Below are 17,990 nucleotides of genomic sequence, written 5' to 3' on the forward strand. Positions count from 1 at the left end.
GTTCTTTGTGCTCTGCATGCTGCTGGTGCTCCTGTGGGCGCCGTCGTACTTCCTGATTCGTTCGATCGACACCTGGCAGCTGATCATCAATACGGCCACGACGATCGTGACGTTCCTGATGGTGGCGCTACTGCAGAACTCCCAGACCCGCGCCGACGCCGCCGTACAGGACAAGCTCAACGCCGTTGCGGGCGCGCCGGCGTCGCTGATGGACACCCAGGCCGGTGAGTCTGCTGAACTCCGCGACGCGACCCGCGAGCTACGTAAGGCGGCCTGGAGGACAAAGAAAGCTCATGACCACTATCCGGTGGCGCGACCAACTGTCCGCGCGACTCGTGCGGTCGTTCACTGGGTGGGCTCCGGCGCCGCCGCACAGCCGGGTTCAGCCCGCACCTGCTCGGAGCGGAGAGCTCGAACGAACCGTGCACCACCGCGCCGCCGGCTACCTGAGGCGACCGAGGAGGAGTTGCACCGTCAGTTGGCGCCCGGCGTCGGGGCCATGGACCTCCCGAACGGTCGCCAGGTAGTTGTTCTTCGTCAACACGACCGGCGCAGAGATGACCCGGAAGCGCCGCCCCTCGAGAGCGAATACGAAGCCGACCTGCACGCTCTCGACGTCGAGCAGGAACTGACCCGGCCCGATCCGTGCGGCGTTGACCGCCGATTCCCCGTTGTCACTCAGGAAGTCCAACCGGTCGTCGCTCACGACACCCGGTACCCGTACGTGATCCGGATGCGAAGCTCACGGACCTGCGCCGAACCCTCACCGCTTGGGGGTGGAGCACCCGGTGGGTTTGCTCGCCCGGCTGTCGTTCAGCGGCGGTCGAGCCTTGCACGTCCCGCGAGACCGTCTCGGCGCGGGGCACACCGGTCCGCGCCGGATCGGACCGCCGCCGAGCCTGCGACTTGCCCGGGCCTTTACCAGCGCAGCTTGAACAGGCCTGGCCGGACGGGTCCGCCCGGCCACATCAGCCCCAGCCCTGAAAGGGTGACCAGCCAGCCGACCGCGGCCACCGCATACGACAGCACCGTGGGGTAGCCGATGGCGGCGATCGCGGCCTGAGCCCGCGGGTAGAACGTGATGATGTTGGCGACCAGTAACAACGCGAGTGCGGCCGAGCAGCTCGTACGCAGGAATCGTGCGGGCCACGGCAGGCGCCAGCCGAGCGCGCCGAAGAGGATGCTGGCTGGCAAGATGACCGCGCCGGCGATGTGCCACCGTGGCACAGTTTCGGCGGAGCCCAGTACGGCGAGGAGGTTCAGCAGCGCGGCGAGCGCGACGCCGATGACCAGCGTGGGCCACGCATCCGGCGCCGGCCGAACCGATGCAAGCGAAGTCTTGGTCTCAGAGTCCAATGCCGGTCTCCCGCTCTGCTCACTGTGGTGTCCACTTCAGGCATGACCCACTGTAGGTCGTCGATCACCGTATGCGGTGTGGCAGTGGATTGCCGACATCGGAAAGCTGTTGCCGATAGCGGCAACGAGATGCCGATATCGGTAGTAGACTGCCGATATGGATATGTCCAATCCGGTCAGCACCGTGGTGCAGACCCTTGAGGGGCCGGTGCTCGCTGTGCTCGCCCGGACAACCGCGCCGCTAACTGGCCGCCGCATCCACCAGCTCGCGGGGGCTGGGAGCGAGCGCGGCACCAGGAACGTCTTGCATCGACTGGCCGCGGCCGGGCTGGTCGACGCGACCACTGTCGGTCCGTCCGTCCAGTACACCCTGAACCGCGAACACGTAGCGGCGAACGCCGTACTCGAACTGACCTCGCTTCGGCCGCGGCTGTTCGACCGGTTCCGGGACGCAATCGACGCGTGGGCGATCAAGCCCGAGCACGCAAGCATCTTCGGGTCGACGGCCCGCGGAGACGGTGACCTGGACAGCGACATGGACCTGCTACTCGTGCACGGATTCGATGACCCGCCGCAAGCCTGGCGGGACCAGCTCGGCGATCTGAGTGACCAGGCCCATCGCTGGAGCGGCAACTACCTCCAGATCTACGAGATCACCGTCGCTGGTTTGCTCAACCACCTGGAGGCCGGCGAGTCCATCGTCGACGACTGGAAGCGCGACGCCGTACACATCCACGGCCCCCAGATCCGAACCCTCATCAACCGACTGACCCACAAGGAAAGCGCATGAACCGCCCGGCCGGCCGGACCGAGGAATGCAACCGGCCGCGGCCGTCGGCACCTACCCGGACCAGGTGCGGTGATTGGGGGCGAGTCGGCGGATGCGGCCAGATCGGCGACGCGCTGCTTAACCGTCTGAGGCCCTCGGACGGCAGCGCTGTGCAGTTCTCCGTGGGGTTCATGTCGGTCCTCGCCGGGGTGCTCCTGACTGGCCAGGTGCTCAAGGACGCGTTACTGCGTGCTGGCAACCCGGACCGGATCACCGACGGCGTCCCTCTGGCCGGGGCGGAAGCCCGATTCGTGGCGAACCTGTTGGACCCCGTGAACGCGCTCGCTGGGGTCCGACGCTACGGCCGCGACAACGACTGCCCGGCCTGCAGGGGAGTCCGCGGAGATGTGTGGGCGAAGCGCTGGACCGGTTGACCGAGGAACTCGCTCCGGTGCTGGAGCTCTGACCCACCACGCTGCCGACTGGCAGTTGAGGTGCCTCACGCAGCCGCGTGTGCCAGTAGTCGCCAGCTTCAAGAGTTTCGAAAATGTCTACGGCGAGTCGTTCGTGTCGAACGGGTCGTGCCGGATATCAACCCCGAACAGCCTTCATCTGCCGGGGGAAGTGTGACCTCGCGATGCGCGCGCTCGATTCGCGCTCAGGACGCGGAAACTGCCGCGATCCGGGCCATCGTCTTACCGCCGGGAATGACGAGCCGTCGCGACGGCGCCGGCTCCGCGACTTGCCGGCGACGAACGTCCGCACATAGCCGCGATCCGGTCGTTCGACGCGGCGACGGGCATCGCTCCTCGCGCCGACGTCCCCGAGCAACGGGCGGTTTTCGCCCGCCAGGCCCCACCTGAACTGCATGGGACAGCGACAGGTTCGGTAAAAGACCCCAGCGAACGCGCGCAGTTCCCGCCCCGGATCCGCGTCATCGTCGGCGTCAGCCGGAACGCGGGCGATAACCACCGGGTTGTCCTTGGTCGGGGTCACGTTGAAATCCTGGCCGCGAAGCTCGTCGGAGTTCTTCTCGTCGACGACGAACTGCTCGAGCAGCTCGGAGCGGCTGGCAACCGATGGGGTGCGAAGTCGCACGGCGCCTGGGTGACCCTGCTTCGGATTCTGGAGCGGGGCCCGGCGCCGTACGGCGTGCTTGCCGACGACGCGATCCTCGACGCCTGGTTCGGGATCCGCGCACCGATCTTGTCCGAGGCGGGTCAGCTGTCGGCGGGAGCTGGGAAGGGCGGTACGTCGTCCGGTGTCAGATCCGGGCGATAGCGCGCGTAGCGGAGGCCGTGGCGCCACTGGCCGGCCTGCGTGGCGGCGTCGGCCAGTACCTCGAGGACGACCAGGGGCTGCACTTTGGTGAGCGGCTTCTTTGAGTCGCGGCCACCCCAGCGCTGGGCGCTGATCTCGTCCGGCCATGGGTGCCCGCGCCTGGCTGGCTTCAGTACGGCGCCGAGCTCGGCCGACTGGGCCGCTGTGAGTGGGACTGTGCGGCCGACTATGACGAGCTCGCCGGCGTCGGTGTAGCGGCCGACTATCACCACCTCTGGACGGCGCAGAGATCCGAGGACGCCGCCGGCGATTACGTCGACCGTGTCGCGCCGCTTGATCTTGACCCACTCGCGGCGGCCGCCGGCGTAACGGGAGCTGGCGCCCTTCACGACCAGGCGCCTTCCACGCCCATCGCCTCGGGCAGGACCTCGAACCATTCGCGTGCTTCGGTCAGATCCGCGGTCACCGGTGACAGCTGCAGCGGTGGTGTATTAACCGAATCAGTCTGCGTGGTTAGAACGCGTGTCGGAGCAGTTGGCCGGTGAGTGCGGGGAGCACCGTTGCAGGCATGGCTGGGAGTAGCAGGACACCGGATCTGGAGGTGCGTGCCGACGGCTGCGTTCGGACGACCGGTCAGCAACCAGGTTTCATCGTGGTCGACGCCGAGGGCCTCGAGTTCGGGCCAGGCACTGAGTGGCTGCTGCAGTTGGTGGCCAACGACTGCTCCCCGCACACGGTGCGGGCGTACGCGATGTCGCTGCTGCGGTTTCTGCGGTTCTGCTGGGCAACGGAGTGCCGATGGGATCAGGTGTCAGAGCGAGTGGTCCGCGACTTCGTGTTGTGGGCACGCCAGACGGACAAGTTCACCGGTACGAAGAATCCGCCCGGGCCCCGATTGCCGGTGAACCGGGTGACGGGCAAGAAGGTTCAGACGGCCCGTTACGCGCCTGCGACGATCAACCACACGCTGTCGGCGGTGCACGAGTTCTACGAATTCCACCGCGAGCGGGGCGACGGGCCGCTGGTGAACCCGGTTCCGGTCGCTGGTCGTCCGCATGGGCATCACAATCCGACGGACGACTTTGCGCCGACCAGGCGGCGGGCACTTCGGCAGAAGGATTCTCAGCCGTTGCCGCGAGCGATACCGGACGCAAGCTTCAACGAGTTGTTCCGCAAACTGAAGTCGCATCGCGACCGGGCGCTGGCCGCGTTCTATGTCAGCAGCGGCGCCCGGGCCTCGGAGCTACTCGGACTGACCGGCGACATGGTCAACTACGGCGATCAGCTCATCGGAGTGGTACGCAAGGGTGGGGCGCGACAGTGGTTGCCGGCGTCACCGGATGCTTTCGTGTGGTTGCGGCTCTACCAACTCGACCGGGGAACGCCCGGAGACGGACAGCCGGTCTGGTTGACGTTGCGGGAGCCGCACCGGCCGCTGACCTACGACGCGCTGCGGGCGGTGATGGCTAGGGTGAACCGGCTGTTGGGGGCCAATTGGACGTTGCACGACCTGCGACACACGTTCGCGATTCGCGCGCTGGACGGTGGGATGCCGATGCACGAGGTGCAGGACCTGCTCGGCCACGCATCGCTGGACACGCTCGCGGTCTACAGCAAGCCACGGCTTGAAGATGTAGTCGCTCACCACCGCGCCGTGTTCGGTCCGGCCGTCGACCGAGAACAAGGCGGCCTGGCCGAATACGACCCGGGAGCATTGTCGACGGTGTTGGGTAGGGACCGGTGATGGCCGGGGTGAAACAGAGCTCTCGCCATAGGCCGAATCCGCTCCTTGAGGTGCCACCGGATCCGCAGCGCCTCGCGTCGATCGTCGAACCGCCGCTGCCCATGCGGTGGGCCACCACGCCCGCTGATGATCTTCAGCGGGCGGTCGCGGAACATCAGCTGGCAGCATGCCAGCGCACCGGCCGAGGAAACTACGCAAGCACGATGACACGAGGGAAACGCATCTGGGCTGCAGCATCGGGCAAAGGAGCTCGCGCGATCTTGGACTACCTTGCCGCTTCGCCGGGCGACACGTGGAACGACCGGTGGCTGCTGCTCGATGCCGCGACGTCGGCGAGCGGGCGCCGCCGAGCTGGTCACGAGGACTGGCAAACCGTTGTGCAGCCCGGTTGCGCCAAGCCGCTGCGCGACTCGTTGACGGCGGGTTTGACCGTGATGGTCGTCCTCGACATCGTGCGTCCGTCCTACGCCTGGCAGCAGGGCCGCCAACTCGGCCTGTTCCACACGATCGGCGAATATCGCGACCCCGGCAACGCGGCGACCATCGGCGTGCGGATCGATCAGCTGCTCGGCAGCACCACGCTCAGCAAGCGAGTCCGGCACACGCTGGGCAAGATCTTGGCTCACACCGGCAAGACGATCCGCCAGGTGACCGCAGAGGACCTGCTAACCATGGATGCGGCCTTGGCGCCGCTGCGACTACATAGTTCGCATCGACGCTCGATCGAGCACCTGTGGCGAGTGCTGATGGACCTGGGCTGGATCAGCCACGAAACCGTGGCCTGGCCAGCGCAGCGGGGCCGCGAGCCGCAGCTGTCGGCGGAGGAACTGATCGACCGTTACGACCTTCGCAGCCCGCATCGTGAGCTGTTCCTTGAGTACCTGAAACAGCGCCGGCCGAGCCTCGACTACTCGACCTGGCGCAGCCACGCACAGATCCTGGTCAAGAACTTCTGGCTGGACATCACTTCTCGCCATCCCGACCTGCCGAGTCTCGCTCTCACACGGGAGATCGCCGACGAGTGGAAGCAACGCATCAGAGTCCGGCAGGACGGCGAGCTGCGAGTCGGCCACCTCAACCAGCTGTTCATCGTGCGGGCCTTTTATCTCGACCTCGCCCAGTGGGCACTGGAGGACTCCTACTGGGCGCCCTGGGCCTGCGCGCCCCACCCATCAGCCGGCACGAGGTGGCCGGCTACGCCAAGCTGCGCCGCAAGCAAGTTGCGCGGACACAGCAACGAACTCGCCAGATCGCGCCGGTTCTCCCGCAGCTACTCGCACAGGCGAGGAAGGACCGCCGCGCGTCAGCCGAACTGCTCGCAGCGGCCACCGCAGCCGGCCATGGCGGCACCATCAGCGTTGCCAGAGATGTCTGGACGGTCCGGCGGGCTCGGCCCACCGGACAGGTTCGCATCGACAGCGCAGACCACAAGTCGCGCAACCTCAGCTACGAAGAGGACGCGGCCTTCTGGTCATGGGCACTGATCGAGACGTTTCGGCTCACCGGAATCCGCTGCGAGGAGCTCCTCGAACTGACCCATGTCTCGATCGTTCCTTACCGGATCCCATCAACCGAAGAAGAAATCCCTCTCCTGCACATCGCACCCAGCAAGACCGACGAGGAACGCCTCCTCGTCGCGGGCCCCGAACTCGTGCACGTCCTGTCCGAAGTCATCCACCGCGTTCGTGGCGGCCACCAAGACATCCCACTGACGCCACGCTGGGACCCGCACGACCACGAGTGGGGTCCCCCGCTGCCGCATCTGTTCGCCAAGTACTGGGGGCCCGAGCTCCGGCCGATCTCACCCGGCACCGTCTGGACATTGCTACGCAGATGCGCCGAACGCGCCAACATCGTCGTCGACGGAGAACAAGTCCACTTCAACACCCACGACTTCCGCCGCATCTTCGCGACCGACGCCCTGGCCAGCGGCCTGCCACCCCACATCGTGCAGGTCCTGCTCGGTCACAAGAGCATCGCCACCACCCAGGGATACGCGGCGATCTATCCTCAAGACGTCATCCGCCATCACCGCACCTGGATCGGCCAACGACGACTCACCCGGCCCAGCGAGGAATACCGCCGACCAACCCCTGCGGAGTGGGAAGAGTTCGAAGGGCACTTCGTCAAGCGCAAGGTCAGCCTCGGCAGCTGCGGCCGCGCCTACGGCACCAACTGCCACCACGAACACGCCTGCCTCCGCTGCGCGTTGCTCCGCCCCGACCCCGCCCAAGTCGACCGGCTCCACGAGATCATCACCAACCTTCACGCCCGCATCACCGAAGCCGAACAGAACAACTGGCTCGGCGAGGTCGAAGGACTCAAGGTCAGCCTCACGGGCGCACACGAGAAACTTGAGCAGATGGAACGCACGACCGCCGGCGACGGCCCAGTGCTGCTCGGCCTCCCCACAATCAACGCACCGTCCGACGCGGCTGCGGACGGGACCGGGCCCCAGGGCCGTGACTGACTGCCCGCACTAGCATCACGGCATGCCTCTGCTCGTCGATCCAGCCTTGCCGCAGGGAACACTGCGGGACGCCGCACAGCCGCGCCTGGCGACCAACGACGGACTGGTCCTGCGGCCATGGAAGGAGAGCGACGCCGCCACAGTGCGGACCGCGTTCGCCTGTCCCGACATCCAGCGCTGGCACGTCCGGCGACTCGACACTCTCGAGGAGGCAGGTGAGTGGACCGGACAGTGGGCCAACCGCTGGGACACCGAGACAGCGGCGAGCTGGGCGGCCGTCGACGGAGACGACCAGCCGCTCGGCCAGGTCGGACTGCGCAACATCTCTCTGGCCGAAGGGTCAGCCGGCCTGTCCTACTGGGTGACCCCGACGGCCCGGGGCCGAGCCATCGCCGCGAGAGCAGTGAAAGCCTTGTCCGCCTGGGCTTTCGGGCAGATCGGATTCAACCGGCTGAACATCCACCACTCGACCGCCAACACCGCGTCCTGCCGGGTCGCCGAGCGCACCGGATACAGACTCGAGGGCACGCTGCGGCAAGCGATCAAGCACGCCGACGGCTGGCACGACTGGCACGTTCACGGCCGCCTGCGCACCGACACCTGAGCGATAGCCGCTTGAAACGAGCTGGCGGTGCCAGGACTTGGGGTGGGATTTCAGGGCTCAAGGTCTGCTCCAACGCCATCGACATCAAGCCGACAGGCAAACAGGACCCAGCGCGTCGAGACTGTCGCCCACTCCAACCTCCCTAGTCCGGATAAGGGGCCCAATTGGCGGCCGCGAGCTGCTCCAGCCGGGTACGCCGTACCGACCAGCACTGGGTGCGCAGATCGACACCGCCGATCGCGAGCAGGTCGAACGCCGCGTAGGCCGCCGGATAGTCCGCGATCAGCTGGCGAGCCTTCGCGGGCGCGGTGACGAGGCGGCGCTGCAGCGCGTCGAAACTCAGCCGGCCGTCAGGGCCAAGAATGACCAGTTCGCCGTCCAGCACGACCCCGTCCGGCAACATTCGCGCGGCCGCGGCCGCGATGTCGGGGAACTGCGCGGTCAGGTCCTTGCGCTGCCGGGACCAGATCCGCGCCGAGTCACCGCTGCGCACGCAGGCCGCGCGAAAGCCGTCCCACTTCGGCTCGTACCTGGATCCGCCTGGCAGCGCGTTCTCCCCCGGGATGGTTTCGACCGCGCGGGCGAGCTCGAGGTCGACCGGCCCGACCAGATCGGGCGGCAGCCGGACCGCGGCCGCGTCAGCGCGGCGGCGTGCCGGGCTCACCAGCGTCCCTGCGCCGCCGAACGGTGGCCACACCACCGGTAGGAGCCCACTCCTTCAGGAGCGGGTCGCGATGCGGGCAGGAGCGATGATGCTCGGGAACGTCTGCGCCCTCGCACTTCCCGCACCGCCACTGGCCCATGACGACAGGATGCGCCCAACCGAGGCGATCGCGCGCGGCGCAGCGAGGTCGTCACCAATCCGTGCGGTACGCCGTACCGGACCGCAACACCGCGCTCGCGCTTAGCTCATGTCGCCGTACGGCGACCGGTTCGCCGGCGCCAGCGAGATCCCCTCACCCTTCGCCTTGGACCGGACTGCGTCCTCGCTGCGCCCGAGCTTCACGCTCATCACCCCGACCGGGATGTTGCCGTCGGCAAGTTCCCTCAGCTGCGTGACGTCCTCGGCGCTCCACTCGTCGCCGCTGTGACGACCGGTGCCCGTGTCAGCCATCACTCTCCTCCGTTCGTAGATGGTTGCCGACCGCCCCGGTACCCCGCCGTGCTCGGTCAGACGCACCACGCGACCGGCGTTGCCGCAGTGCACGTGGGACCGCATGGTGGAGCACATGGACGTCGACGCGGCCGCGGTCGAGCTGTACGGGTTGCCACCCGAGAAGTTCACCGCTGCCCGCAACGCCCTGGTCAAGGCCGCCAGGGACGCCGGCGAGCTCAATGGCAGCGAGGCGATCAAGAGCTTGCGGAAACCGACACTGGCTGCATGGCTCGCGAACCAGCTGGTGCGCACCGAGCCGGACAACGTCGACGATCTGACCCGGCTCGGCGAAGACCTGCGGCATGCCCACGTCTCGGGAGACCGAGCCCGGCTGCGAGAGCTGACACCTCGCCGCTTCGACCTGGTCCAGCATCTGGTGAAGATCGCACGGACCACGGCCCGGGAACACGGCCACGAGGTCAGCGAGCAGATCGCACAACGTCTCACCGAGACCCTCGACGCCGCCGTGGTCGACCCTGGCGCAGCCCAGCTGCTGAGAACCGGGCAACTCACCAGCGCGCTGCGCCACGTCGGCTTCGGTGTGGTCGACGAAACCGGTGCGCCCGCACAGCTTGCCCCGGTGAAACCACGGGTCATCCGCAGCACCCGCTCCAAGCAGGCGACCAAGCGTCCCGCCCGACCGGCGAAGAAGGCGCCCTCTGCAGCTGCCACCTCGCTGCAGCAACGACGCGCCGAGCTGGAATCTCGTGTCCGGGACACCGAGGCTGAGTACTCCGAGGCCGAGGCCGAACGGGCCGAAGCGCAGGCACAGCTGGACGCACACAGCCACCTGATCGCGGATCTCGATGCGACCATCGAGCGGCTCACCGAGGAGCTTGAGCACACCCGCCAGCAGCTCCGGGACGCACACCGGCGCACGCGGGCGCTGGAGGTCGAATTGAACCGCACCACTCGCAACGTCGCCGCTGCGCAGCGGCGCCGCGACGCGAACCGGCAGCGACTCGCGAACTTCGAGAGCTGATCGCTGTCGCCGGCGCGGGCACCGGCTGTGGCAGCATCATGCCGGGCTGGGCGCGGAGGTGATGGCTACGGATGAAAGTCGGCGACGAAGACGGGCACGGTCTGTACGGGCTGCTCGAGGAAACCGCTGACGGCCTGGTGTGCCACGAGTGCGGCCGCGCGTTGCCGAACCTCGGCTTGCACGCCTGGCGAGGACACGGCATGACCGCCGCCCAGTACCGCGAGAAACACGGCCTGCAGCGGCGCCGAGGACTCGTCGCCAGCACTTTGCGCGCCCGGATCCAAGCCAACGCCGCCGCGCGCATGGCCACACCCGCCGGTCAGGCCTTCGCCGCCGCGCGGGATCCGCAACGCGCGCAGGACGCGCGCCTCAATCAGGTGTCGACCTGGCGGGCCGCTACCTACGCAAGCACCCGGGCCGCGTTTGCCGGACGTGGCCGGCTCGGTATCGAAGTGACCTGCCAGAACCCCGAGTGCGGCGCGGTCTTTTGCCCATTGACCTCGGCCCGGCGACGGAGGTTCTGCAGCCGAACCTGCGCAAGCAGCAGAGCAGTACGTGCTGGCCTTGGCCGGCTCGGCACTGAAGTGACCTGCCGGAACCCCGAGTGCGGCGCAGTCTTTTGCCCACTGGACTCGGCCTACCGGCGCCGGTTTTGCAGCCGCAGATGCGCCAGCATTTACAGCCGAAGCCTCAGGCGAGCGGCTGCGGGTGACAGTTCTGGCCCGGACGCCACACCCAGATGAGCCCGGATCCGGGGCGCTCATAGGTCAACGGCCAAGCGGCCGGATGATCGATCGGCCGACCGTGCATCCGGCTCATCGCCTGGGCGGCGCGGATGCAGTCGAGAAAGTCCTCCTCGTAGTACTCCCACCTGTCCTGTGGGCCGCCCTGAAGCCGGATGGTTGGTCCCCGGTCGGTCGCCATCAGAACTGCTCCGCCTGGCGCAGCTCGGCCTGCGGGATCCACACGAACTTGCCGTCCGGTCTACGGACCCGGCCGACCCAGGTCCCCTGCTCTTTGATCCAAGCATCCAGGAAGCCCGCCGGCTGCCACGCCTTCTCTACCGGCTTGGGCGGGTCTACCCGCCGCACCTGGTCGGGCGACCGTGGGCCGTACACGTCGCATTGCAACTCAAGATCTGCCGCGAGGCGGTGCGCTGCTTCCTCGGACAGCCCATTTCCCCGGTTGCCGTTCGCGGCGTTGTCCCAGACCGACCAGTCGTCCTCGCCGGATCCGCTGCGTACGTTGAACCGTCCCACCATGAGGCCAGGATGCCACACATTCGAAAATTTGTTCTAGACGGCCCGCTGGTGATTCTGCGGCCCGGCGCGCGAACGCCCGCACCTCCGTCGTGGAAGGTGCGGGCGCCGTCGCGTCTCCTGCCTGCGGCGAGTGACTCAGGTGGGTTGAGCCTCTCCCCCACTGGGCTGCAGAAGCGATCAGGCATCAGGGGAATCAGGACAGGTCCGCGAGTCCGTGCCAGCCAGGCTCGCCGCTGGCCGCACGCGCCGAAGGAACCTCGGGCCACGTGCAGGCGCAGATCAGGCCGGTCAGGCAGGATCGAACTCCCCCGCCTTCATCCCTGCCCTGAACGCGTCCCACTCTGCAGCGGTGAACCGCAGGACAGGGCCGCGGCCGTTCGCCTTGCTGTCGCGGACCGCTGCTCCCCCGTCAGGCATGAGGGCGACCTCGACGCAGTTGTTGTTGGCGTTGCTGCGCGTGGCTTTGCGCCAATCCGCCTGGGTGGAGTCGGTCATTGCCTTCCTTTCGATCGCGACCGGGGGTGCCGTGCACTCGCTGCTCGCTGGCCTGTATGCCGTCCCCTACTCCCCTGGCGGGGTGGGGGACGGCCGGCCCTCGACGGGATCCCGCCCGATCCCGGAGTTGGAACGGCGGACGACCGCACTCACTGGTTCAGCCCGGTCGCCCACCGGCTTGAGGGGTGCCCTGGCCTTGCAACCCACAGGGGTGGCCGCGCGGACAGGGCACCGGGAAGCGGGACTCGGCCGGCGCAGGCCATTGAGGAGGAGCACCTGCGTTGAGGAGGCGGCCGATCCCGCTGGATCAGGAACTGGGGCTGCGTCAGCCAGCCAGGGCAGCGCGGTCACGACGGTGAGTCGGCCGCGTGGCTGATCGGCGGGTGGTTGGTCACCTTGAGGCTCGGGAACCGCCGTGCCATGGATGCCGCGTACCGACCGGCGAGATCGGGTTCGGCGCGGTACTCGGCGATTGATGTGCGGCCCGAACCAGACCCGGACGACGCGGCGCGGCGGGACCGGCCTGGTCGCGGTCGTCATGGCAGATCCCGGATCTCGCGACGGATGTCGCGGAGGACGAAGAACCACAGGTAGCTGGCCGGCCACGCCAGCACCTCGAAGCCGCTCACCTCGAAGCCGTCCATTCAGACCCTGCTCCCCAGTTGCCGATTTGAGTGGAGCCACGGGCCGGGATCGGTGGGAGGAAACCCGGCCCGTGGTGTGTTGACCACCAAACCGGACCAGGCCAACGGTCGCCAAGGGATCCGCTGTTGCGTCGTTGTTGCGTCCTGGCGAGCTGTTGCGTCCTTGTTGCGTTCGCGCCAGATGCCCTGGACACAAAGGGTTTCCGTGCCCTCAACTAGTCGTTGCTGACAGCAAGAAGACAGTGAACAAGAGAGCCCGCCACCATGCCCAATGGGCATTGCAGCGGGCTCGTCGAACTGCCGACCGGACTACCCGGCGCGGGCCAGGAACTCGTGCGCTGATCGCGCCGAGCTGTACGGACGGAGTTGCCGGGTGAAGTCGGCGAGCGCGCCACTCGGCCGGGCTGAGTCGACACCGTCGATCTGGCCCAGTGCCTCGCCGGCGACAGCGCAGGCGGCGTCGATGTCGCCGAGCCGAAGGTACGCCTCAGCCGACCGCACCAGGTACAGCGCGTTGTCGCCGGCGTAGCCGTCGGCGGCGTACGCGCTCTCGCGCGCTGCGGCGAAGTACTCCAGCGCCTGGCGTGGGTCGTCCAGCTCGAGCGCTGACGAGGCAGCAATCATCTCGATCTCCCCCGCCGACATCCAATACGCCCACGGCGGATCCCCGCCGCCAGAGCCCGATTCGAAAGCCGATCTCGCCGCTTCGAGCTCGTGTGCGCAGCCGATGCGGTCGCCGATCTTCGACAGCGCGCGACCGGCGCGCATGTGCAGCATCGCCCGCACCGTGGGTGTCGACCGGCGGGTCTGCTGCTGGGCCGTACGGACGAGGTTCACCGCATCCTGCGGGTTGCCACCGGGGACGGAGTAGGCCTGGATCGCCATGAACGCCAGCACGTTGGCGCCGCAGGCCGCGTCGCCGGCCGAGGCCGATGCCCGAAGGGCGGAGATGTAGTACGACTGCGCGGCGGCGTGCCGCCCTGCATCGAAGTGGAGCCAGCCGCAGATCCGGGCCGACTCCGCGAGTGCGGTGACCAGCCGCTGCCCGATCGCGTCGCCGTACAGTGCATCGTCGGCGAGCCGGCTGAGCAGGGTGAACTCTGCGGTCGCCAGCTGCCTCAGTTCGCCGCCGCCGAGACTGTCGTCCAGCCGGCGCAGATCGTCCAGGCGCTGTTCCAGCCGGTCGAGTGTTGCTGCTGTGAGCGGGCGCCGCCCGGTCGAGGCCTGAGTGGATGCGTCGGCATCCAGGGCTCCGGACCACTCGGTGCCGATCGAGGTGAGCAGCCCACCTGAAGCGATCAGAAATGTGCGACGATCCATCGAGCCTCCCTGCGCGGCCGCGGCGGTCGAAACCACCGTACCTGCAGGAGTCCATGGTGAGTGAAGTACGGCGTGGTCATCGCGGAACGCCTGCCGCAGCCAGTCGGGCCAGCCAGCCTGCTTCACCGCGGCGATTGGGACGCCATGCAGCTCGGCGATCGCGTGCTGCGCCGCCGCATCCGGCTCGTTGGCCCCGGCCTCCGACCGGATCACCCTCTCCCGTCGGATCGCCATTGCAAACCTCGCTGCGAGCCTCGGGCCTGGACCATAGGATCAACGACTGCTTTCGGCGCCGCCGTTGACCTGGATGACTTGAGCTGTGATGTGGCTAGCGGCGTCAGAGGCCAGCCAGTGCAGCGTTTGAGCGACATCGCTCGGGAGACCGACGCGACCGGTCGCGGTCTCAGCGATACGTAGACGACGCCGTTCGTCCGGAAGCGGCTCGCCGAAGAAGGGGGTTTGCTCGATCAGCCCAGGTGCGACCGCATTGACGGTGATGCCATGCGGTCCCAGTTCCCGAGCCAGCGTGAAGGTGTACGGGTGGAGCGCTGCCTTCGAGGATCCGTACTCGACGCGGCCTGATCCTCGGTAGGCGGAAATCGAGGTGATGAACAGTACTCGACCGCCGGGGGCCGTGACGTGGTCTCTGAGGGCTTCGGTGAGCAGCACTGCGGTCAGCACGTTCAGCCGGAAGTTCAGGGTCCAGTCGTGGGCAATGGTCTCCAGCGAGTCAGTGTGTTCGACCTGCTCCTCGAGGCCGCCGTTTCCGCCGGCGCTGTGCACTAGGACGTCGACGGTGCCGTGCTCTTGCTTGACGAAGTCGGCTGCGCGTCGCGCTCCCTGCGGGTCGCTGAGGTCGGCCGCGCAGTAGCGCGCGCCGGGGATCTTCTCGGCGGCCTCCGCCAGGACGTCTTCTCGTCTGCCCAACAGCACGACGTTGTCGCCGTCGGCCGCGAATGTCTCCGCGGTCGCGAAGCCGATTCCGGTACCACCACCGCTGATCACCACGACTCGTGCCATGCGCTGGATCTTACGAGCGGAGCTTTCCTTTCTTGTCAGGAGGTCACCGGGTGGACGGACTAGCGTGCATAGCCCGGCAGGGCGTCTCTACACTCCGATGGCATGGACGCCTACCTGCAGGTCTCGACTACGGTCGGAACGCGTGCGGAAGCCGCTCAGCTGGCCGACAGAGCAGTCACCGAGTCGTTTGCAGCGACCGCTCAGGTGTCCGGTCCGGTGATGATCGTCGACCGCAATCCCTATCGGGACACTCAGCGCGAGGCCTGGCAGGTCACGCTGCGGACGACCGCGCGCCGGTACAACGCGCTGGAGAGCTACTTGCTGGCCGAGCATCCAGACTCGGATCCGGAGATCTGGGCTGTGTCGCTGACCGGGCCGGCTGCGTGCCTGGAGCGGCTAGACCGTATGACCCTGCCCTGAGCTCCCAGAACGCTCACAGTGCAGCAGAACATGGCTAGCTGGTCGTCCTTGCCCCTGCACGGCGGAGCGGGTCGAGGTAGATCGTGATCGACACGACTCGGTCGATCGGGTCCAGCACAGTGAACTGGACCTCGTCGACGCGGCAGGTCGGTACGTCGCGTGGCCGTAGACCCGCGCCGCCCAGCCGCTTCTCGAGTGCGCGGAGCGATTCTGATGGGTTCGGCGAGCAGGCGCGCATCATGCTCCCTGGCTCCCCGACGGTCGCGCCGCATTCTGTGAGCAGTTCGCCGACCCGGGCGTACAACGGGTCGATCGCGGCGTCGTCAGGCATTGCTGAGCTCCTTGTAGTTGCGGCCTCCTAGCGCCATCGCGATGTCACGCCGCAGTGCTGCAACGCCGGTGTGCGAATGGCGCAGCCTTGTCGTGGCGCGGTGAACTTCACCGAGGTCGTCCAGGACCCGCATCGAGCGGACTTCCCGGGAGGCGGCAAGGGCCTTCTGGCCGAGGTCGACCCCCTCGTCGGGGTCGCCTTGGTGCAGGGATAGCGCGGCCAAGCGTGCGACGCAGAACAGCCTCGAGCGGGCGTAGCGGTCCGGGTAGCTGTCGATGGCCGCCGACAACCGCTGGACCGCATTCGCTGTCTCAAGTCCATGCACGGCGACTGCCCACAGCCCGTGGCCCGTGTCGCCGTTCAGCTGGGCTTCGCTGAAGAACTCGGAGTACAGCTCCCAGTCTGGATCGTCGCGGTCATCGACCTCGTAGAAGAACTGGACCGCGCGATCGACTGAGCGGGCTGCTTCACGGGCCTCGCCGATCTCGCTGAACGCGCGGGCCTCAACGATGCATAGGCTCGACCGCCGCAGCGACGACAATTGGTCCTCGCGGATCTTGGCTGTGCCGATCAACGTCAGCGCGTCGTCAGCCCTGTCCAGGTACACTGCTTGGCGGGCCATGTGCGTCAGTACGTCGGCCCGCAGCCACCAGGCGCCGGCCTGCTCCGCGTACCGGAGCCCGACCCTGAAGTACTGATCGGCCTCCCAGTGGCAGCCAGCGTCGAACTGCGACCATCCGATGACATTCGCCAGGCGTCCAACGGCGATCTGCATCGCCGTCTTCGTCCCGCGATCAGCTTTCGCCTCAAGAAGTCTCAGCGCATGCTGCAGTTGAGCGGCCATCGCTTCGCTAGCTACCGGATGGCCAGCGTGATCCGCGGCCCGGAACACATTTGCGATCTGGGTTACCTGGTGCACGTCTTCCGGCCCGATGCGGTGCGGGATCACCGGCCGAGAATGCGTGCCCCCGCTGCTGCTCCGCGGGCCACCGAGCAGCGCTGGCGGCAGCCCGACCACCGCAGGCGCCGAGGTCAGGCTGCGCAGAAACTCGATCCGGCGCAGGTTCTCATCATCCTGATCGCTCTCGACCACCGGCCGCGGCCCGGGCCGTTTCGGCCGGAAACCGGCCTCGGCATCCGCCACGCCGAACACTGCACAGATCGCCGCACGGTACGGCCGGTGCGGCCATGTCACCTCGCCGCGGACCAGCCGCCGGATCTGCTCCTCGCCGTACTTGCCCGGGCGGCCAGTGATCCGCTCGTACTCAGCGTTGATCAGCTCCGCCGCTCGGGACTGCGTCCAACCCTGATCAGCGATCAATCGCTGAAGGCGGACGTTCGGCACTGCAACTTCGGAAGGCATCCGTGGTCCCCTCCCCAGAGGCTCGCTCACCGTCAACGCTAAACCACGATCCGTACATCCGGCCTGGCCATCGGCGCGAACTGAGGGGTATTTCGAGGGGTTGACCGTCCTGTCTGGTTCGTGTGCGAAACCACGAAGATCAGTTACGGAAAGTGGTGAAGCACACACGGAATCCGCCTTGAGGTGAGCCCTCCAGCTCACCAGACAACGGGGAGAACACCATGCATTACTGGGAGATCGTCGGCCGCGCCGCGTCGCTGACCGCCGGTACGTCGACCAGCACCCTCGTCCTCTACGCCCTGGTCCTGACCGCCGTCGCAGCGTACGCGCAGATCCTCCGCGACATCAACGACGAACTGGCTGGCCACTGATGAGCACAGTTGTAGACAGCATCGACGACCGCCGCCAGGTAAAGGTGTGGCTCGGCGAGCACGCGTTCATCGACCACATCGCGCCGAACGCTAGCAAGGGCGCGTGGTTCGAGAACGCGATGCGTCGCCAGTTCGCCAGCTGCCGCGTCACCAACGACCCGTACCGTGCCACCAACTCAGTGGGGGAACTCGCGAGCCCCTAGAGCGGGGCGGGATCGCGGGACTCCTCACCCGCGTCATCAAACCAGGCTCGGCGATCCCCCTTACTCGCTGAGCACGATCCCGCCGCTCTCCTACCGGAGTCCTCGACCCGGGTCAGCTCTTCCCCAGCCGCTGACGATTCCCATCCCCCGGGGGGTCGAGGACTCCTCCCCTGCCGGCGCGGCGGGCGTACGAGCCACC

At 67.6% G+C, this 17,990-nt stretch carries 24 protein-coding genes and 1 pseudogene; 12 read left to right on the forward strand and 13 right to left on the reverse strand.

Annotated elements, in window-relative coordinates:
• Positions 1–16: 16 nt before the first annotated feature.
• Positions 17–241 (forward strand): annotated as a pseudogene (locus tag AB0F43_RS31235) (low affinity iron permease family protein); the annotation flags it as partial.
• Positions 242–442: 201 nt separating this feature from the next.
• Here AB0F43_RS31235 and AB0F43_RS31240 read toward each other — a convergent pair.
• Both AB0F43_RS31240 and AB0F43_RS31245 read right to left on the reverse strand, forming a co-directional pair.
• Positions 443–706, reverse strand: a complete 264-nt coding sequence (locus AB0F43_RS31240) for a hypothetical protein (RefSeq protein ID WP_360485413.1) — start codon at positions 704–706, stop codon at positions 443–445.
• Positions 707–918: 212 nt separating this feature from the next.
• Entirely contained in the window at positions 919–1,356 is a 438-nt protein-coding gene (locus AB0F43_RS31245; protein ID WP_360484918.1) for a hypothetical protein, read from the reverse strand.
• Positions 1,357–1,513: 157 nt separating this feature from the next.
• Between AB0F43_RS31245 and AB0F43_RS31250 the strand changes: the two genes are divergently transcribed.
• Both AB0F43_RS31250 and AB0F43_RS31255 read left to right on the forward strand, forming a co-directional pair.
• Positions 1,514–2,146 (forward strand): hypothetical protein, encoded by a 633-nt coding sequence (locus AB0F43_RS31250; protein WP_360484921.1) that lies wholly within the window; start codon positions 1,514–1,516, stop codon positions 2,144–2,146.
• 149 nt (positions 2,147–2,295) lie between these two features.
• A complete protein-coding gene (locus AB0F43_RS31255) occupies positions 2,296–2,559 on the forward strand; it encodes a hypothetical protein (RefSeq protein ID WP_360484923.1) in 264 nt (87 codons plus the stop codon).
• A gap of 157 nt (positions 2,560–2,716) precedes the next feature.
• Here the strand turns inward: AB0F43_RS31255 and AB0F43_RS31260 are convergent, their stop codons facing one another.
• Positions 2,717–3,223 carry a hypothetical protein gene (locus AB0F43_RS31260; RefSeq protein ID WP_360484926.1) on the reverse strand — a complete coding sequence of 169 codons (507 nt, stop codon included), beginning with the start codon at positions 3,221–3,223 and terminating at the stop codon, positions 2,717–2,719.
• 122 nt (positions 3,224–3,345) lie between these two features.
• The gene (locus tag AB0F43_RS31265; protein ID WP_360484929.1) at positions 3,346–3,795 is read right to left on the reverse strand and encodes a hypothetical protein; all 450 of its coding nucleotides are present in this window, start codon (positions 3,793–3,795) and stop codon (positions 3,346–3,348) included.
• 179 nt (positions 3,796–3,974) lie between these two features.
• On the opposite strand from AB0F43_RS31265, the gene AB0F43_RS31270 reads away from it, so the two are divergent.
• The 4 genes from AB0F43_RS31270 to AB0F43_RS31285 are packed head-to-tail and all read left to right on the forward strand — an operon-like array spanning position 3,975 to position 8,224.
• A complete protein-coding gene (locus tag AB0F43_RS31270) occupies positions 3,975–5,150 on the forward strand; it encodes a tyrosine-type recombinase/integrase (RefSeq protein WP_360484932.1) in 1,176 nt (391 codons plus the stop codon).
• Positions 5,147–6,634: a hypothetical protein gene (locus tag AB0F43_RS31275; protein WP_360485416.1), complete on the forward strand. Its 1,488-nt coding sequence runs from the start codon at positions 5,147–5,149 to the stop codon at positions 6,632–6,634. Before AB0F43_RS31270 ends, AB0F43_RS31275 begins: the two co-directional genes overlap by 4 nt.
• A 23-nt stretch (positions 6,635–6,657) precedes the next feature.
• A complete protein-coding gene (locus AB0F43_RS31280) occupies positions 6,658–7,620 on the forward strand; it encodes a tyrosine-type recombinase/integrase (RefSeq protein WP_360485404.1) in 963 nt (320 codons plus the stop codon).
• Positions 7,621–7,642: 22 nt separating this feature from the next.
• Entirely contained in the window at positions 7,643–8,224 is a 582-nt protein-coding gene (locus AB0F43_RS31285; protein ID WP_360484935.1) for a GNAT family N-acetyltransferase, read from the forward strand.
• A gap of 142 nt (positions 8,225–8,366) precedes the next feature.
• On the opposite strand, the gene AB0F43_RS31290 is transcribed toward AB0F43_RS31285, so the two are convergent.
• A complete protein-coding gene (locus AB0F43_RS31290; protein WP_360484938.1) occupies positions 8,367–8,888 on the reverse strand; it encodes a hypothetical protein in 522 nt (173 codons plus the stop codon).
• A gap of 240 nt (positions 8,889–9,128) precedes the next feature.
• The gene (locus AB0F43_RS31295) at positions 9,129–9,338 is read right to left on the reverse strand and encodes a hypothetical protein (RefSeq protein ID WP_360484941.1); all 210 of its coding nucleotides are present in this window, start codon (positions 9,336–9,338) and stop codon (positions 9,129–9,131) included.
• A 115-nt stretch (positions 9,339–9,453) separates the two neighbouring features.
• Between AB0F43_RS31295 and AB0F43_RS31300 the strand changes: the two genes are divergently transcribed.
• Together AB0F43_RS31300 and AB0F43_RS31305 are read left to right on the forward strand one after the other, a co-directional pair.
• Positions 9,454–10,362, forward strand: a complete 909-nt coding sequence (locus AB0F43_RS31300; RefSeq protein ID WP_360484944.1) for a hypothetical protein — start codon at positions 9,454–9,456, stop codon at positions 10,360–10,362.
• 71 nt (positions 10,363–10,433) lie between these two features.
• Positions 10,434–11,105, forward strand: a complete 672-nt coding sequence (locus tag AB0F43_RS31305; RefSeq protein WP_360484947.1) for a CGNR zinc finger domain-containing protein — start codon at positions 10,434–10,436, stop codon at positions 11,103–11,105.
• Here AB0F43_RS31305 and AB0F43_RS31310 read toward each other — a convergent pair.
• The 5 genes from AB0F43_RS31310 to AB0F43_RS31330 all read right to left on the reverse strand — a co-directional run bounded on the left by AB0F43_RS31310 (position 11,053) and on the right by AB0F43_RS31330 (position 15,103).
• A complete protein-coding gene (locus AB0F43_RS31310) occupies positions 11,053–11,286 on the reverse strand; it encodes a hypothetical protein (RefSeq protein ID WP_360485419.1) in 234 nt (77 codons plus the stop codon). The genes AB0F43_RS31305 and AB0F43_RS31310 overlap by 53 nt on opposite strands.
• Positions 11,286–11,624, reverse strand: coding sequence for a hypothetical protein (locus tag AB0F43_RS31315; RefSeq protein ID WP_360484950.1), 339 nt, complete (start codon positions 11,622–11,624; stop codon positions 11,286–11,288). The genes AB0F43_RS31310 and AB0F43_RS31315 overlap by 1 nt, the downstream gene beginning before the upstream one ends.
• 288 nt (positions 11,625–11,912) lie before the next feature.
• Positions 11,913–12,119 (reverse strand): DUF397 domain-containing protein, encoded by a 207-nt coding sequence (locus AB0F43_RS31320; protein ID WP_360484953.1) that lies wholly within the window; start codon positions 12,117–12,119, stop codon positions 11,913–11,915.
• 953 nt (positions 12,120–13,072) lie between these two features.
• Entirely contained in the window at positions 13,073–14,317 is a 1,245-nt protein-coding gene (locus AB0F43_RS31325) for a hypothetical protein (protein WP_360484956.1), read from the reverse strand.
• Positions 14,318–14,356: 39 nt separating this feature from the next.
• On the reverse strand, positions 14,357–15,103 hold the full coding sequence (locus AB0F43_RS31330; RefSeq protein ID WP_360484959.1) for an SDR family oxidoreductase: 747 nt from the start codon (positions 15,101–15,103) through the stop codon (positions 14,357–14,359).
• Between the two features lie 102 nt (positions 15,104–15,205).
• On the opposite strand from AB0F43_RS31330, the gene cutA reads away from it, so the two are divergent.
• Complete coding sequence (cutA, locus tag AB0F43_RS31335; protein ID WP_360484962.1) at positions 15,206–15,523, forward strand: divalent cation tolerance protein CutA; 318 nt, start codon at positions 15,206–15,208, stop codon at positions 15,521–15,523.
• A 34-nt stretch (positions 15,524–15,557) separates the two neighbouring features.
• Here the strand turns inward: cutA and AB0F43_RS31340 are convergent, their stop codons facing one another.
• Both AB0F43_RS31340 and AB0F43_RS31345 read right to left on the reverse strand, forming a co-directional pair.
• On the reverse strand, positions 15,558–15,854 hold the full coding sequence (locus tag AB0F43_RS31340) for a hypothetical protein (RefSeq protein WP_360484965.1): 297 nt from the start codon (positions 15,852–15,854) through the stop codon (positions 15,558–15,560).
• A complete protein-coding gene (locus AB0F43_RS31345; RefSeq protein ID WP_360484968.1) occupies positions 15,847–16,998 on the reverse strand; it encodes a hypothetical protein in 1,152 nt (383 codons plus the stop codon). Before AB0F43_RS31345 ends, AB0F43_RS31340 begins: the two co-directional genes overlap by 8 nt.
• 440 nt (positions 16,999–17,438) lie before the next feature.
• Between AB0F43_RS31345 and AB0F43_RS31350 the strand changes: the two genes are divergently transcribed.
• Both AB0F43_RS31350 and AB0F43_RS31355 read left to right on the forward strand, forming a co-directional pair.
• Positions 17,439–17,588: a hypothetical protein gene (locus AB0F43_RS31350; RefSeq protein ID WP_360484971.1), complete on the forward strand. Its 150-nt coding sequence runs from the start codon at positions 17,439–17,441 to the stop codon at positions 17,586–17,588.
• Complete coding sequence (locus tag AB0F43_RS31355) at positions 17,588–17,791, forward strand: hypothetical protein (protein ID WP_360484974.1); 204 nt, start codon at positions 17,588–17,590, stop codon at positions 17,789–17,791. The genes AB0F43_RS31350 and AB0F43_RS31355 overlap by 1 nt, the downstream gene beginning before the upstream one ends.
• Positions 17,792–17,990: the final 199 nt, after the last annotated feature.

This window comes from Kribbella sp. NPDC023972 (assembly GCF_040639075.1).
Classification (GTDB): Bacteria; Actinomycetota; Actinomycetes; order Propionibacteriales; family Kribbellaceae; genus Kribbella.